A 14,288-nucleotide genomic window follows, 5' to 3' on the forward strand; every position below is an offset into this window, starting at 1 on the left:
GCGGCTGCACCTGCTTGTCCTGGGCCCCGCTTGTCTTGGGCCTCGCTTGTCTTGGCCCAGCTTGTCGAGGCCCAGCTTGTGGAGGCCTCGTGGGGAAGCTGGCGAGAGCCAGGACTCTGGCCAGCTTCCCCACAACGATTCCCGAAGCCCCCTGGCCGCGCAGAGCCGGTGTGGCCCCGGCTCGCGATGGGTAGACGACCGGTAGGCCTGTGCCGCGATGGCACCGGCCACCGTCGGGAAGGAGATCCGGGATGCCGCGCGCAGCCTCCGAGTGGCCCGGAGCGGGTCCGTGGCTGCCGTCCCGGCCGACGGTCGGGAGGCTGGCCTCCGCGATGGCCGGCTGTCGCGGCTGCTCCCTGCACATCGACGCGACCCAGGTCGTCCCCGGCTCCGGGCCGGACGACGCGTCGATCATGCTCGTCGGCGAGCAGCCCGGCGACCGGGAGGACCGGGTCGGCGAGCCGTTCGTCGGCCCGGCCGGCCAGGTCCTCGACCGCGCCCTGGAACAGGTGGGCATCGACCCCGGCAGCGTGTTCCGGACGAATGCCGTCAAGCACTTCCGGTTCGAGCGGCGCGGCAGCAACCGCCTGCACAAGTCCCCTGCCCGCTGGCAGGTCGCCGCGTGCCAGCCGTGGCTGCTCGCCGAGCTCGATGCGGTGCGCCCGCCCGTCGTCGTGCTCCTCGGGGCGACCGCGGCCCAGTCGGTCTACGGCCCGTCCTTCCGCGTCCAGGCCCAGCGGGGCCGGGAGCTGAGCTGGCCCGCCGAGCTCGAGGGGCCCACGCCGTCGGTCGTCGTGCCGACGATCCATCCCGCCGCCGTCCTGCGCTCCCGCCAGCGGGAGGAGACGTATGCCGGCCTCGTCGCCGACCTGCGGGTCGCCGAGGCGGCGGCACGCAGCGCGCCGACGAGCAGCGCCTGAGGCTCGGCGGGACTGCCGGGACGTTCCCGTGCGTCAGGAGACGGCGGCGGATCCGAGGAGGCGGCGGTTGCGCTCGTCCCGGCGCTCGCGAGCCGTCATTCCGCCCCAGACGCCGTAGTCTTCGGCCGACATCGCGTGGGTGAGGCACTCCTGCAGAACCGGGCACCGCCGGCAGATGGCCTTGGCCGCCTCCTCGCGGGCCTCGAGGTTGCGCCCTCGGACGCCCTCGAAGTCGAAGAACACCTCCACCTCGGCGTCCCGGCACAGTGCGCGGTCCTGCCACTCGTAGGCATCGAGGACAGGCGGTGGAAGCCGGAGTCCGCAGCTCATCCTTGTCTCCTTTCGGCCCCCGCGAGAAGTCGGCGAGGAACTGCTCGGGACTACTGACCTCCTCTACCCGTCACGGCGAGAGACAAACAGCCTCGAAGGATCTTCGTCCGACCGGCCACGGAGTTCGGCCTTGGGAGCGTGCGAGCAACAGCGGCATCGCCGCTGGTGGGAGGTCTGCCGATCGGCTTGCCCATCGCGCCGTGGGGGTTTCGCACGCGTCCGCCGTGGGTAATCTGATGATTTCCCGAGACCACGGAAGGCCACGTTCATGGCACGCGACGAGCGCGCTCGGGGTGACCGCATGGACGGCACCGTCCGGCCGCGCCGGGACGAAGTCGGCGACACGGCGAAGAACCATCCTCCGCAGTCGTATGCGACGGTGATCGATCCCGAGATGGCGCACGCGGAGCTGAGGGCGGCCGACGAGGAGCTGCGGATCCAGCAGCGCGAGATCGAGGACCTCCTCCGGTCGCACCGGAACCGGCAGTGGCAGCACGAGCGGCTCCTCGGCCTGCTGCCGACCCCGGTCATCACGACGGACGCCTACGGCGTCATCGCGACCGTCAACTCCAGCGCCGCATCGTTGCTGGGGATGCGGATCGATCGGCTCCTCCGCAAGCCCATCCAGGTCTTCGTCGCCGAGACGGACCGGTCCGCCCTACGCCACGACCTGAGCCGCTGCGTCCGGCAGGAGTCGACGTTCCGGCGGGTGGTCACCATGTGCCCGCGGCACGGGAGCCCGGTCGCGGTGGAGCTCATCGTGGCGGCCGGCCGGGACCAGGTCTCCGCGACCGAGGTGACGTGGCTCCTGATGAACCCGACGGAGGCGTCCGGCGGACGCGAACCGGGTGGCCGCGACTCGATGGTCCTCGCCCTCAGCGAGCTCACCCTCATCCCCGTCCACACCGTCGACCCCTGGCAGACGGCGCACCGCATGGCCTCCGTCTCGCAGGAGGCGCTCGGCACCGGCAGCAGCGTGACGGTGGCGGTCGGCGACCCGCTGCAGCCGGAGGTCGTGGCGAGCACGTCGAAGCGCGCCCAGCAGCTGGACTGGATGCAGCTGCGCTGCGAGGAGGGTCCGAGCGCCAGCGCCGGGCGGTCCGGCAAGGTCGTCCGCTCCGACGACCTCGTCCACGACCCCCGGTGGGCGGATCTGGGGGAGTCGACGGACCTGACGGAGGAGCACAACGTCGTCAGCGCGCCGCTCGTCATCGGGGACGAGGTCATCGGCGTGCTCACCGCATACGACGTCGAGCCCGCCCACCTCGACCCCGACGACGACGTCGTCGAGCTCCTCGCCACCGCGACAGCGGCCGTGGCCCACGAGATGCGCGTCAAGGCAGAGCTCCACGAGCTCACCGAGAATCTTCGGACGGCGATCGGGTCGAGGTCGGTCATCGACCAGGCGAAGGGGATCATCATGGCCCGCCGGCACTGCACCGCGGACGAGGCCTTCGACGTCCTGGCCCAGATGAGCATGACCCGCAACCGGAAACTGCGGCTCGTCGCGCGCGACATCGTCGACGCGGCGAGCGCGCCCTCCCACGATGGCGCCGGAAGAGGACGCGATGCCTGAGCAGAAGCAGGACGTCCCGACCCCGGTGCGCGCCGTCGCCCTCGTCTGCACGCTCGAGCCCAGTCCTGCGGAGTCGAGCACCCAGCTGTTGACCGACCAGGTGCTCGAGGCTCTCCGGGGCCACGGTGTGGAATGCCGGTCCGTCCGTGTCGTCGACCATGACGTGAAGCCCGGCGTCGAGAAGGACATGGGGCCGGGCGACGCCTGGCCGGACATCCGGCGACGGATCCTCGCGGCGAACATCCTCGTGCTCGCGACTCCGACATGGATGGGGCAGCACTCCAGCGTCTGCCAACGCGTCCTCGAGCGGCTGGACGCCGAGCTGTCCGAGACCGACGACGAGGGGCGGCTGCTCACCTACGGCAAGGTGGCCGTCGGCGTGGTCGTCGGCAACGAGGACGGCGCCCATCACATCACCGGCATCCTCTTCCAGGCCCTCAACGACGTCGGGTTCACCGTGCCAGCCCAGGGCGTCACCTACTGGCACGACGACGTCAAGGGCGAGTACCGCGACTACAAGGATCTGCCCTCCGCGCCGGCCGGTGTGCTCGAGACCAACCGGACCGTCGCCCGGCACGCCGCGCACCTGGCTCGCCTGCTCAGGCACCAGCCCTACCCCGCGGGCTGAGGCCCCGCATCCCCGTCCCCGCAGTGGGCCCGTCGGCCCGGTGACGGGACCCCTATCGGGCCGTCGCCGGGACGGCCGGGCGCAGGCTCGGGTCGGTGACACCGAGGCGCCCCAGGAGGTCGAGGAGGACCTCGGCGAAGTCGTTGCCCCGCACATGGTGCGCCAGCCGCTCCCAGTCGACCTGCTCCCGCAGGGCTCGCGCGATCGGGATGACGGTCGAGAAGTCGCAGTAGTGCTCGTCGAGGGAGCACAGCTTCTGCTCGAGCAGGACGGTGGCGGACTGCACGGGCATCCGCACCGAGATGACGTCGAGCTCCTCGACGTCGTCCAGCTGAGAGCGTCGGACCGGTACGCCGTTGACCCGGTGGAGGACGTCGACCATCGCGCCGTCGGTGAACACCTTGAACAGCCAGTCCTCGGGCGGTCTCTCGACCTGCAGACCGGCCTCCCGGAGCCAGTCGGCCGCCTGCTCCGCGTCGGCCTCGGCGACGACGAAGTCCACGTCGTGCGAAGGCTCCGGGGCGCCCCGTGCCCATGCCGCATAGCTGCCCGACAGCGCGAACGGCAGCCCCGACTCCTTGAGCGCCACGGCGGTGCGCTTGAGGGCCTCACGCAGGTCGACATCGCAGTCCTGAGGCATCACATGGGAGTACCTACCCGAAACGGCCTCCCACACACCGGCTCGACATCGGATCGCGGGGGACCGTCGCCCTTGCGAGACTGGAGGTATGCGGGTGGCGACCTTCAACATCCTCCACGGACGGTCCACCCACGACGGGCGCGTCGAGCTCGACCGGCTCCGGGCGGCCGTCCGCGAGCTGGACGCCGACATCCTCGGCCTCCAGGAGGTGGACCACCTCCAGGAGCGGTCGAGCAGCGCCGATCTCACGTCCGTCGCGGCGGAGGCGATGGGGGCCGGCGCACACCGGTTCGTCGCCGCGCTCGCCGGGACACCCGGCGGCATGTGGACCGCCGTGACGGGAGATGAGCAGCCCGACGAGGCGAGCTACGGCGTCGCCCTCCTGTCCCGTCACCCGGTGCTCTCCTGGCGCACCGTGCGGCTGCCGGTGCTCACCCGGCGGTTCCCCATGTGGTTCCGCGGGCACAAGCATCCGGTCCTGCTCCACGACGAGCCCCGCGTCGCCGTCGTCGCGGTCGTCGACACACCGTCCGGAGCGCTGAGCGTCGCGTGCACCCACCTGTCCTTCGTGCCGGGCTGGAACCGGCATCAGCTGCGGCGGCTCGTCCGGTCGCTCGAGCCGTGCCGACGCCCCCTGCTCCTCATGGGCGACCTCAACCTCGAGGCGCCCGCGGTGACCCGGATCAGCGGGATGCGGCACCTCGGCGGCGCGCCCACCTTCCCCGCCGACCGCCCCGAGCGCCAGCTGGACCACGTCCTGCTCGACGGCACCCTGCCGCCGGCCGTGCGCGCCCACGCTCTCGAGCTGCCCCTGTCGGACCACCGGGCCCTCGTCGTCGATCTCTGAGCTCACTCCCTGTGTCGACGGGGCGCGCCCCGGGTACTCCTACGAGCGACCTTCTCCGACCGCAGACCCCAGGAGGTGCTCCGGGCATGACGCAGGCATCGGGTCGCCCACCCCGCCGCCCCGGCACCCCGACGCCGTGAGCGCCCCCACCGTGACGACGGTCGTCATGACGCGCAACCGCCGGCCGGAGGTGACGGCGATGCTGGACCGCTGGACCGGCCCACTCGTCGTCGTCGACAACGGCTCGGGACGACGGGACGGCCGCCGCACTGGCCCGCCTCGACCGGTCGGACCTCACGCTCGTCCCGCTCTCCCGCAACGTCGGAGCGCACGCCCGCGACCTCGGGGTCCGGATGGCGAGGACCGATCTCGTCGCCTTCGCCGACGACGACTCCTGGTGGGCGGCCGGCGCGTTGGAGGAGGCGTCCCGTGCCTTTGCGAAGCACCCGCGTCTGGGTCTGCTGGCCGGGCGCATCGAGGTGGGTCCGAGCCGGCGGCTCGATGCGGTATGCGAGGAGATGTGCGCGGCGCCGTGGGGCCAGTCGGCCGACCTCCCGGGCCCCGACGTGCTGGGCTTCCTCGCCTGCGGCGCGGTGGTCCGTCGTCAGGCATTCCTCGACAGCGGAGGATTCGGCCGCGTCGTGCCCTTCGGCGGGGAGGAGGAGCGGCTGGCCCTCGACCTCGCCGCCCGGGGCTGGGGGCTGTCGTACGTCGACGCGGTCGTCGCCCGGCACGAGCCGTCACCGACCCGGGAGAGCCCGGGCGCGCGATCGGCCCGACTCGGCTTCCACCACCTGCTCACCGCCGTCCAGCGGCGCCCACCGGACGTCGTCCGGGACCGCTGGCGCGGCGGCCACCACCCGCCGTACGGGCGCTGGGAGGCGGCCTGGCGTCTCGCGCTCGCAGTGACTCGTCGCCGACGGCTGCCCGACGCCGTGGAGCGGAGGGCTCGTCAAGCCGACGCGCTGTGGGCCGCCGAGCGGACCGACTGACCGGAGCGGCAGCCGGCCGGACGTGTCACCCCGCCTTCGACAGGCCACGCCGCAGGAGCTGCGCGAGGTGGATGCCGGACCGGTGGCCGAACTCGTGGACCTGGGTGCGGCAGCTGAAGCCGTCGGCGAGGAGCACCGTCGCGGGGTCCGCGGCACGCACGCGCGGCAGGAGCACCCGCTCCGCGCAGGCTCTGCTCACCGGCAGATGACCCTGCTGGAAGCCGAAATTGCCCGCGAGGCCGCAGCATCCGGAGTCCAGCCGCTCGACGTCGACGCCGGCCTTCCGGAGGAGGGCGCGGTCGGCGTCCCAACCCATGACGGCGTGCTGGTGACAGTGCACCTGCGCGATCGCGTCGAGCCCGGAGAGGTCGGGCGGCTGGTAGCCGGGCGAGTGCTCGGTGAGCAGCTCGGCGAGCGTCACCGTCTGGTCGCGGAGCCGTCGGACGTCATGATCCTCCGGGAACAGCTCGGAGGCGTCGGCCCGGAAGACGGCAGTGCAGCTCGGCTCGAGGCCCACGACGAGGCCGCCCCTGCGCAGGTGGTCGGAGAGCGCCTCGACGCTGCGGCGCAGGACCCGCTTCGCGACGCCCAGCTGCCCGGTGGAGATCCACGTGAGGCCACAGCACAGGGGCTGCTCGAGCATCCGGACCCGCCATCCGGCGTCCTCCAGCACCTCGACGGCCGCGCGACCGACGTCGGCGTGGAAGCGGTTGGTGAACGTGTCCGCCCAGAGGAGGACCTCGCCGCGCTCGCCGGTCCCGCGCGGTCCGCGCCCGGCATACCAGTCGACGAGCGTCTCAGCGGCGAAGAGCGGCAGCTCGCGGTCGGCGAGGCCGGCCAGCCGTGTGCCGAGCCGACGCAGGACGTGGACGCGACCGAGCGCGTTGATCGTCGACCCGAGCCGGAGGCGCGCGACGAGCGCGGCGAGGAGCGGCAGCCAACCCATGACCCAGTCCGCGCGCGGACGTCGCCACGGCCGGCCGGCGTAGTGGTGGCTGAGGAACTCCGCCTTGTAGGTCGCCATGTCGACGTTCGCGGGGCAGTCCGTCTTGCAGCCCTTGCACGCGAGACAGAGGTCGAGGGCGTCACGCACCTCCGTCGAGCGCCACCGGTCCTTCAGCGGGCCGTCACCGTGCCCGTCGAGCATCTCGAAGAGCAGCCGCGCCCGGCCCCGGGTCGAGTGCTCCTCCTCCATCGTCACCTGGTACGACGGGCACATGACCGCCCCGCCGGAGGTGCTCTGCTGGCGGCACTTGCCGACCCCCACGCAGCGGTTCGCGGCCTGCGCGAACGACCCGCCGTCGTGGGGGAACCGGAAGTGCAGCTCCTGGGGTGCGAAGGGGGCCCACGTGCCGCCGAGACGGAGATGCTCGTCGAGCCGGGCCGGCGCGACGACCTTGCCCGGGTTCATCCGGTCGCCCGGGTCGAAGATCGCCTTGAACGCGCCGAACGCCTCGACGAGCTCGGGCCCGAACATCCGCGGCAGCAGCTCCCCGCGGGTCTGCCCGTCGCCGTGCTCCCCCGAGAGCGACCCGCCGAGCCCGCTGACGAGGTCCGCCGCCCGCTCGAGGAAGGCGCGGTACTGCCGCACGCCCTCGGCGGTGTAGAGGTCGAAGGGGATCCGGGTGTGCACGCAGCCCTGGCCGAAGTGGCCGTAGAGGCTCGGGCCGGTGTCGGACGCATACCCGAACTCGCGGTAGAGGTCCTGGAGCCGCCGGAGGTACTCCCCCAGCCGCTCCGGGGCGACGGCGGAGTCCTCCCAGCCCTCGAAGGTGTCCGGCCGGCTGGGGATGTGGGCGGTGGCGCCGAGACCCGCCTCCCGGACGGCCCACAGCTCGTCCTCCCGCTCGGGCTCGTCGAGGAAGGCGACGTCCGGCTCGTGCTCCGATTCGTGGAGGGCGTCGAGCATCCGGTGCGCCTGCTCCTCGACGACGGCGCGGTCGTCGCCACCGAACTGGACCATGAGGAATGCCGTGCCCTGGGGGAGCTCCGCGAGGGCGTCGGGATTCATGCCCTTGAGCTGCTCGTCCCGGATCAGCTTGCGGTCCACCCCTTCCAGCGCGATGGGGTCGTGCTCGACGACGGCCGGCACCGCGTCGGCGGCGGTGGCGATGTCCGGGAAGCCGAGGACGACGAGGGTCCGCTCGCGGATGACGGGCACGAGCTCGAGCTCCGCGCGCAGCACCGTGACGAGGGTGGACTCGCTGCCGACGAGCGCCCCGGCCACGTCGAACCGATGCTCGGGCAGGAGGGAGTCGAGGTTGTACCCGGACACGCGGCGCGGGATGTCGGGGAAGCCCGACCTGATCCGGTCGGCATACCGGCGGCTCAGCTCGCGGAGCTGACCGTAGACCTCGCCGCGCAGGCCCCCGTCCGCCACGATGGCGTCGAGCTCCTCCTCGCCCGTCTCGCCGCACCAGAACCGGGTGCCGTCGTAGAGCAGCACCTCGAGGCCGGCGATGTTGTCGACGACCTTCCCGGTCCGCTGCGCCGTGGCACCGCACGAGTTGTTGCCGATCATGCCGCCGAGCGTGCAGTTCGGGTGGGTGGCCGGCTCCGGCCCGAAGCGCAGACCGGTCGGCGCGAGCTGCCGGTTGAGCTCGTCGAGTACGATGCCGGGCTGGACGACACACGTGCGTCGCTCGGGGTCCACGGACTCCAGACGGTGGCAGTGCTTCGTCCAGTCGATGACGACCGCGTGGTTGGTGCACTGGCCGGCCAGGCTCGTGCCCCCACCCCGGGACAGGACCGGCGCGTCGTGCTCCCTCGCCACGGCGACCGCCTCCACCGCCGCCTCGACGGTCCGCGGGACGACGACGCCGATCGGCACCTGACGGAAGTTCGAGGCGTCGGTGGAGTATGCCGCGCGCGAGCCCGCGTCGAACCGCACCTCCCCGTCGACCCGGTCCGTCAGGTCGCGTTCCAGGGCCAGCACGTCGAGCGCGGTATCAGCGTGGCGGACAATGGGGTTCGGCAGCTGGACGGTCACGCTTCGGCTCCTTCTCCGGCCTCGTCGGCGAGGGTCCGTCGGTAGGCGGACACCTTCTCCGTACCCTCCGCGCGTCGGGGTATGTGTGCGACCGACCTCGTCGTGAATCCCTGTCAGCTCTGCGGGGGCTTCTCGGGGGCGCCGCCTGCCTCGGGCTCCCTGCTGAAGAAGGAGATCCGGCCGTCCGCCTCGAGGACCGCATACTCCATGTCGCCGGGGCTCCGGATGCCCTGCTCCCGGGCCGCGACGAGGAGGTCGGCGAGCGAGAGCCGTTGTCGCCGCATCGCCCGCTCGAGCGGGCGGCCGTCGGCGAAGACGAGCAGGGGGCGTCCGGTGAGGACGGGCCGGGTGCGGGGGAAGCGCCACTGGATCCACGACAGCGCGACGGTGAGGAGGGCGAAGGTGCCGATCGCGAGCAGGCCGGCCGTCACCGAGTAGTCCTGCTGGGTCACCGCCTGCTGGACGAGATCCCCCATGACGACGTAGAGGAGCAGCTCGAAGGCGCTCAGCTCGCCGAGCGTCGACCGCCCGACGGCGCGGGTGACCATCCACAGGAACACGAAGACCACGACGGCGCGCACGACGATCTCCATCGTCGGTGCCTCCTCTCGGGACGGCTGCCGCCGGTCGTCGTCGGCGGTCGGTGACAGGCGGCAGCGACGGACGGACGGATCGGTGGGGCTACGGGAAGAGGACGGTGTGGACGGGCACGGCGGCGACTCGACGGCCGCCGGTCAGCACGGCGACGGTGCCCGAGCGGCCCTCCTGCGCGGACGGCTTGATGTAGGCGTCGAAGGAGACGACGAGGGTGTCACCGGGAGGTGAGGCGAAGGTGAGGTACATCGTGTCCGCGTCGCGGGTCTCGTCGGACGGCTCCGGCTCGAACCCCTGGGACTCGAGGATGTCGAAGGAGGAGGCGGTGACGGCGAGGGTGATCTCCTTGCCGAATCCGCCCGTATGCCGGACCGTCACCTCCCAGGGCACGTCGAGTCCCGCACGCGCCGTCGCGGCATACCGCATCGACACGGCCCATCCGTCCTCCTGCGCGGAGGAGGTCGTGGAGTGGACGCCGAGGAGCCCGGACGCGCCACACAGGACGAAGACGAGCAGGAGGATGAGCAGTGCGCGCCGGCCCCACAGCCCGGCCCGGTCCGCGGCGGCCGTCTCGATCCCCACGAGCGTCGAACGAGGCAGTTCCATGGTCCGCGTGGAGCGTCGTCCGGCGGATCAGGACGCGACGGCGTCTCGTCGGGCACGAAGCCCCACCCGCTCCCTCGCGGTCAGGCCGCCCCACACTCCGTAGGGTTCGGAGACGAGGGCGTGGGCCAGACACTTCTCGACGACAGGACAGCTCCGGCACACGCGTTTGGCCCGCTCCTCGCGCATCGCCAGCCTCCGGCCGCGCACCCCGTCGAACTCGAAGAAGACGTTGACGTCCAGGTGCGCGCACGCGGCCAGATCCTGCCATCCGTAGACATCGAGCAACGGTGGAGGAAGGTGAGTGGGCTGCGACACGCGCGCGCTCCCAGGTAGGTGTCCGGTCCGGCTCATGCGAGCACCTCCAAGTCCCATCCGGTACAACAGGCCGCTGCGACAACGCCTTTCGCCATGACGATCGCACGGCAGCGACTTGCTCTTCGCAATGGTTCCTACCCCGCGGAGCGCGGTTCACACCCCAGGAGGCCCTCGGCGGGCATACCGCCGTGCCGAGGGGGTAGGTGGCCGGTATGCGTTCGAGACGACCCGAACTGGCCGTGGCGCTGCTGCGTCACGGCTACGGCTACTCCGACGGGCTGCGGGAGCGGATCGGGGTGGGCGGCGCCACCGAGGCTCCGTCGCTGCCGGTGCGCCTCCTCGGGTCACCGGCCCTGCTCGTCGCCGGGCCTGTGGGCGTGGAGGCGTTCACGGACGTCTCCCGCGTGCGACGCCATGGAGCGACGCCGGGCGTCGTGGCGAACGTCCTCTTCGGACACGGCGCCGTCCATGCCCTCGACGACGAGGCACATCGGGTCCGCAAGCAGCTGTTCGTCGAGGTCCTCGATGCCGACGGCGTCGCGCGCCTGGTGCGGTCCGTCTGCGACGGGTGGGAGCATCTCATCGAGCGGGCGGTCGCCGGCACGACGATGTCGGTGGAGGAGACGTCCGCCCGCGTCATCGGGCACGCCGCTCTCGACTGGGCAGGGATCGAGGTGCCGACCCCTGTCGGTGACCGGGTCATCCGCTGGTGGGCCGAGGAGGTCGACGGGTTCGGCGTCGTCGGCCCCCCCCGCCTATCCCCGAGCCCGACGGGCCCGGCGCCGCAGCGACGTGTGGGCTCGCGACCGGATCCTCGACGTCCGCGGGCTCCGGTCCTACCCGCGCGACGGATCGCTGCTCGACCGGGCGGCCCGCTGGCGCGACGAGCGGGGCGCGGTGCTGCCGTTGGAGACGGCCGCGGTGGACCTGCAGAACGGCATGCGGCCGGCCATGGCGACCTCTCGGTTCGTCGCCTTCGCCGCCCACCGGCTCTGGGAGCAGCCGTCGTGGCGGGACCGGGTGGCGGCAGAGATCGCCGCCGGTGCCTCCGACCTCGCGTCGGCCCGCTTCGGGCCGGTCGTCACCGCGGTCGCCCGAGAGGTCCGCCGGGTGTCCCCCTTCGTCCCGCTGCTCGCCGCCCGATCCCGCCGCGCCCAGGAGATCCTCGGTCACCGGGTCGCCGAGAACGACCCGGTCCTCCTCGACGTCGTCGGCACGCTCCGGGACCCGCAGACGTGGCCCGAGCCCCGGCACTTCGATCCCGGACGCTTCCTCTCCGGCGGCCCGGCCATCGGCGGGGCGGACGCGCTCATCCCTCAGGGCGGTGGATCCGTCGTCGCCGGACACCGGTGCCCCGGTGAGGATCCCGTCCTCGGGATCCTGTCGGCGGGTGTCGTCGCCACGACGATGCTCGGCGAGGCCGGCGTGCCGCGCCCTCGCATCGACGAGCGCCGTCTTCCCGCACGTCCACCGGCCGTCGAGCTCCACGTGGGCACCCTCATGCGCTCGGCCTCCTGACCCGGATCTGCGCAGTCTCCTTCCTGGCTCAGCGCCGGCACAGGCGTGTGTCGGTGGACGCCCGCGCCGGTGGATGCCCGCGCCGGGTGGAGGTATCTCGTGACCGTCGGAGGGTCATCGCATACCTCCATTCGTTTGATCCGGGTCCTCAGTGTCGTATCCCTTGAATCACCTTGTGGATGAAGGGGTTCCGGTCGGGGAGCGTTGTGGGTGGTCGATCGTAGGGTCGGAGGCATGGATGGGGAGATGCTCACCTACGGCGACCAGCTCGTCGCGGCGCTCGAGCGCGTCGTCGCGCTCGGCGAGCAGCTGCCGGGGCAGCGGTTCAGGCTGAGCGGGGACGACCTGGCTCGGGTGCTGCCGCTGCTCGACCGGTGCCGCGCGGTGATGGAAGGCGACACCTACGCCATCGCCGCGGAGGCCGAGCTGCGCGGCGAGGTCGCCGCCTCCCAGGCCGGCTCGACCGCCAACTGGGTGAGCCAGCACTGCCCGTCCCTGGATCGGCGCCAAGCCGCCGCCGTCGCCAAGGCCGTCAAGCGGCTCGCTCCGCCCCGGTTCGCCCTGGTCCACCAAGCCGTGATGGACGGACAGGTCAGCCCCGCGGTTGGCGTGACCGTCCGGGCCGAGTTCGACGCGATGGAACGACTCCTGCGCCCCGGCTCCGACGACGCGGTCCTGGCCGGCCTGGTCGCCATGGGCATCGCGGACGGCTCGGCCGGGGTCCGCGGGCTCCGTCCGGCGATGCTGGCCCGCTACGGCCTCGCCGAGGAGCTGCAGGACGAGCAGGACCGCCACGACGGGTGCACCACCCTGACCCGCGGACGCGACATCGGCGGCGGACTGCACGAGTACCGGCTGCGCCTGGGCCCAGAACAGCGCGCCGTCGTCGAGGCCGCCATCGGCGCCCTGTCCGCGCCCCGTCCCTGCACCGGACATCCCGACCGCGGCGACCACACCCGAGGACCGGAATACCGCGACCCCCGCACCCTCGAACAGCGCCGCGGCGACGCCCTGGTCGAGGTATGCCGCCGCGCCACCGCCGCGACGCCCGCCACCACCGCCGCCGGCACCAAGGTCACCGTGTTCGTCACCATCCGCTGGGACGACCTGCGCGACGGCACCGGACCCGGCACCGTCTTCGCCGGCCTTGACGACGGCACCCTGCTCGGGCCCCAGACCGTCCGGAAGATGGCCTGCGACGCCGGGATCATCCCCGTGGTCCTCGGCTCCCGCGGTGAGATCCTCGACCTGGGCCACACCGTGCGCCTGTTCACGCCCGGACAGGTGAAGGCCCTCTGGCTGCGCGACCGGCACTGCACCTTCGACGGCTGCACCATCCCCGCCACCTGGTGCCACGCCCACCACATCCGCCACTGGGCCGACGCCGGACCGACCGACCTGGCCAACGCCGCGCTCCTGTGCGCCCGGCATCACACCATCGTCCACCGCGACCGCCTCACCGCACAGGTCACTCCTGACGGGGTCCGGTGGGACACGGTTCCGGGCTCCTACGACCGCGCCCCGTGCCGCTCCCCCAACGAGCCCCCCGAACGCCCCATCGACGGACCGGCCTCCGACACCCCGACGGATGGGAGCGACCCACCCCACCGACCATGATTCCGCCCCGACAGCCCGACCATCCCAGCCGGGCTGGTCGGCATGCCCACGGGCGGAGGTGTGCCCACGGGCGGAGGCATGCCCACGGGCGGAGACATGCCCACGGGGCACAGCCCGTCGGTATGCCCACATGCCTGGCGGCTTGTCTACTGGCCACGGGCCCATCGGCAGGCCCACGGCCTGGTGACTTGTCTACCGGCCACGGGCCCATCGGCGGGCCCCCGGCCTGGTGGCTTGTATACCGGCCTGTCGGTCCGTCGCCTCTCCCCTCTCGTTCGAAGGAGGTGTCCAGCCGGCTCGACGTCGAGCACTCCGGGCGACCACTCCCGGGCGCGCCACCCCGCCACCGGCACCAGATACCTCTAACCCGAGAGGTGCCGGACGAGTGGAGGTACCTGGTGACACCGCAATGGGGTCCGGATACCTCGACCCCCGGGGGACATCGTCGGGTAGAGGTATCTGGTGACGCCGCGATGGGGTCTGGATACCTCGACCCCCGGGGGACATCGTCGGGTAGAGGTATCTGGTGACGTTGTGGTGGGGTCGGGATACCTCGACCCGGGGAGGGCACCCGCGGGTGGAGGTATCTGGTGACGCCACACTGGAGTCTGGATGCCTCGAACCCGAGGGGTGCCCGACGAGTCGAGGTACCTGGTGACACCGCAATGGGGTCCGGATACCTCGACCCCAGGGAACATCGCCGGATAGAGGTATCT

Annotated in this window: 13 protein-coding genes and 1 pseudogene; 7 read left to right on the forward strand and 7 right to left on the reverse strand. The window is 72.3% G+C overall.

Going from position 1 to position 14,288, the window contains the following annotated elements; all coding sequences use genetic code 11:
• Positions 1–251 precede the first annotated feature (251 nt).
• Entirely contained in the window at positions 252–920 is a 669-nt protein-coding gene (locus BN12_RS22875; RefSeq protein WP_048555795.1) for a UdgX family uracil-DNA binding protein, read from the forward strand.
• Positions 921–953: 33 nt separating this feature from the next.
• On the opposite strand, the gene BN12_RS22880 is transcribed toward BN12_RS22875, so the two are convergent.
• Complete coding sequence (locus tag BN12_RS22880; RefSeq protein ID WP_048555796.1) at positions 954–1,250, reverse strand: WhiB family transcriptional regulator; 297 nt, start codon at positions 1,248–1,250, stop codon at positions 954–956.
• Positions 1,251–1,518: 268 nt separating this feature from the next.
• On the opposite strand from BN12_RS22880, the gene BN12_RS22885 reads away from it, so the two are divergent.
• Together BN12_RS22885 and BN12_RS22890 are read left to right on the forward strand one after the other, a co-directional pair.
• On the forward strand, positions 1,519–2,826 hold the full coding sequence (locus tag BN12_RS22885) for an ANTAR domain-containing protein (protein WP_083454889.1): 1,308 nt from the start codon (positions 1,519–1,521) through the stop codon (positions 2,824–2,826).
• Positions 2,819–3,454: a flavodoxin family protein gene (locus tag BN12_RS22890; RefSeq protein ID WP_048556793.1), complete on the forward strand. Its 636-nt coding sequence runs from the start codon at positions 2,819–2,821 to the stop codon at positions 3,452–3,454. Before BN12_RS22885 ends, BN12_RS22890 begins: the two co-directional genes overlap by 8 nt.
• Before the next feature lie 52 nt (positions 3,455–3,506).
• Here BN12_RS22890 and BN12_RS22895 read toward each other — a convergent pair whose 3' ends face one another.
• On the reverse strand, positions 3,507–4,094 hold the full coding sequence (locus tag BN12_RS22895) for a nucleotidyltransferase family protein (RefSeq protein WP_048555798.1): 588 nt from the start codon (positions 4,092–4,094) through the stop codon (positions 3,507–3,509).
• An 88-nt stretch (positions 4,095–4,182) separates the two neighbouring features.
• Here BN12_RS22895 and BN12_RS22900 point away from each other — a divergent pair, with 88 nt between their 5' ends.
• The gene (locus BN12_RS22900; RefSeq protein WP_048555799.1) at positions 4,183–4,941 is read left to right on the forward strand and encodes an endonuclease/exonuclease/phosphatase family protein; all 759 of its coding nucleotides are present in this window, start codon (positions 4,183–4,185) and stop codon (positions 4,939–4,941) included.
• Positions 4,942–5,204: 263 nt separating this feature from the next.
• Positions 5,205–5,933, forward strand: a pseudogene (locus BN12_RS22905) (glycosyltransferase family 2 protein); the annotation flags it as partial.
• Positions 5,934–5,958: 25 nt separating this feature from the next.
• Here the strand turns inward: BN12_RS22905 and BN12_RS22910 are convergent.
• The 5 genes from BN12_RS22910 to BN12_RS25670 all read right to left on the reverse strand — a co-directional run bounded on the left by BN12_RS22910 (position 5,959) and on the right by BN12_RS25670 (position 11,015).
• Positions 5,959–8,922 carry an FAD-binding and (Fe-S)-binding domain-containing protein gene (locus tag BN12_RS22910; protein ID WP_048555800.1) on the reverse strand — a complete coding sequence of 988 codons (2,964 nt, stop codon included), beginning with the start codon at positions 8,920–8,922 and terminating at the stop codon, positions 5,959–5,961.
• Positions 8,923–9,035: 113 nt separating this feature from the next.
• Positions 9,036–9,515 carry a DUF421 domain-containing protein gene (locus BN12_RS22915; protein WP_048555801.1) on the reverse strand — a complete coding sequence of 160 codons (480 nt, stop codon included), beginning with the start codon at positions 9,513–9,515 and terminating at the stop codon, positions 9,036–9,038.
• Between the two features lie 88 nt (positions 9,516–9,603).
• On the reverse strand, positions 9,604–10,122 hold the full coding sequence (locus tag BN12_RS25935; RefSeq protein ID WP_200901285.1) for a hypothetical protein: 519 nt from the start codon (positions 10,120–10,122) through the stop codon (positions 9,604–9,606).
• Between the two features lie 27 nt (positions 10,123–10,149).
• Entirely contained in the window at positions 10,150–10,437 is a 288-nt protein-coding gene (locus tag BN12_RS22925) for a WhiB family transcriptional regulator (RefSeq protein WP_048555802.1), read from the reverse strand.
• 344 nt (positions 10,438–10,781) lie between these two features.
• A complete protein-coding gene (locus BN12_RS25670; RefSeq protein WP_162233137.1) occupies positions 10,782–11,015 on the reverse strand; it encodes a hypothetical protein in 234 nt (77 codons plus the stop codon).
• A gap of 214 nt (positions 11,016–11,229) precedes the next feature.
• Between BN12_RS25670 and BN12_RS25675 the strand changes: the two genes are divergently transcribed.
• Together BN12_RS25675 and BN12_RS22940 are read left to right on the forward strand one after the other, a co-directional pair.
• Positions 11,230–11,955: a cytochrome P450 gene (locus BN12_RS25675; protein ID WP_048555804.1), complete on the forward strand. Its 726-nt coding sequence runs from the start codon at positions 11,230–11,232 to the stop codon at positions 11,953–11,955.
• 234 nt (positions 11,956–12,189) lie between these two features.
• Positions 12,190–13,572 (forward strand): HNH endonuclease signature motif containing protein, encoded by a 1,383-nt coding sequence (locus tag BN12_RS22940; protein WP_083454890.1) that lies wholly within the window; start codon positions 12,190–12,192, stop codon positions 13,570–13,572.
• The last annotated feature ends 716 nt before the right edge of the window (positions 13,573–14,288 follow it).

This window comes from Nostocoides japonicum T1-X7, assembly GCF_001046855.1.
Lineage (GTDB): Bacteria > Actinomycetota > Actinomycetes > Actinomycetales > Dermatophilaceae > Nostocoides > Nostocoides japonicum.

Coding starts and splice junctions, on each gene's coding strand:
- BN12_RS22880 (WP_048555796.1), bottom strand. CDS start 1,250: ATGAGCTGCGGACTCCGGCTTCCACCGCCTGTCCTCGATGCCTACGAG.
- BN12_RS25935 (WP_200901285.1), bottom strand. CDS start 10,122: ATGGAACTGCCTCGTTCGACGCTCGTGGGGATCGAGACGGCCGCCGCG.
- BN12_RS22885 (WP_083454889.1), top strand. CDS start 1,519: ATGGCACGCGACGAGCGCGCTCGGGGTGACCGCATGGACGGCACCGTC.
- BN12_RS22900 (WP_048555799.1), top strand. CDS start 4,183: ATGCGGGTGGCGACCTTCAACATCCTCCACGGACGGTCCACCCACGAC.
- BN12_RS25670 (WP_162233137.1), bottom strand. CDS start 11,015: ATGCTCCCACCCGTCGCAGACGGACCGCACCAGGCGCGCGACGCCGTC.
- BN12_RS22875 (WP_048555795.1), top strand. CDS start 252: ATGCCGCGCGCAGCCTCCGAGTGGCCCGGAGCGGGTCCGTGGCTGCCG.
- BN12_RS22915 (WP_048555801.1), bottom strand. CDS start 9,515: ATGGAGATCGTCGTGCGCGCCGTCGTGGTCTTCGTGTTCCTGTGGATG.
- BN12_RS22940 (WP_083454890.1), top strand. CDS start 12,190: ATGGATGGGGAGATGCTCACCTACGGCGACCAGCTCGTCGCGGCGCTC.
- BN12_RS22895 (WP_048555798.1), bottom strand. CDS start 4,094: ATGCCTCAGGACTGCGATGTCGACCTGCGTGAGGCCCTCAAGCGCACC.
- BN12_RS22890 (WP_048556793.1), top strand. CDS start 2,819: ATGCCTGAGCAGAAGCAGGACGTCCCGACCCCGGTGCGCGCCGTCGCC.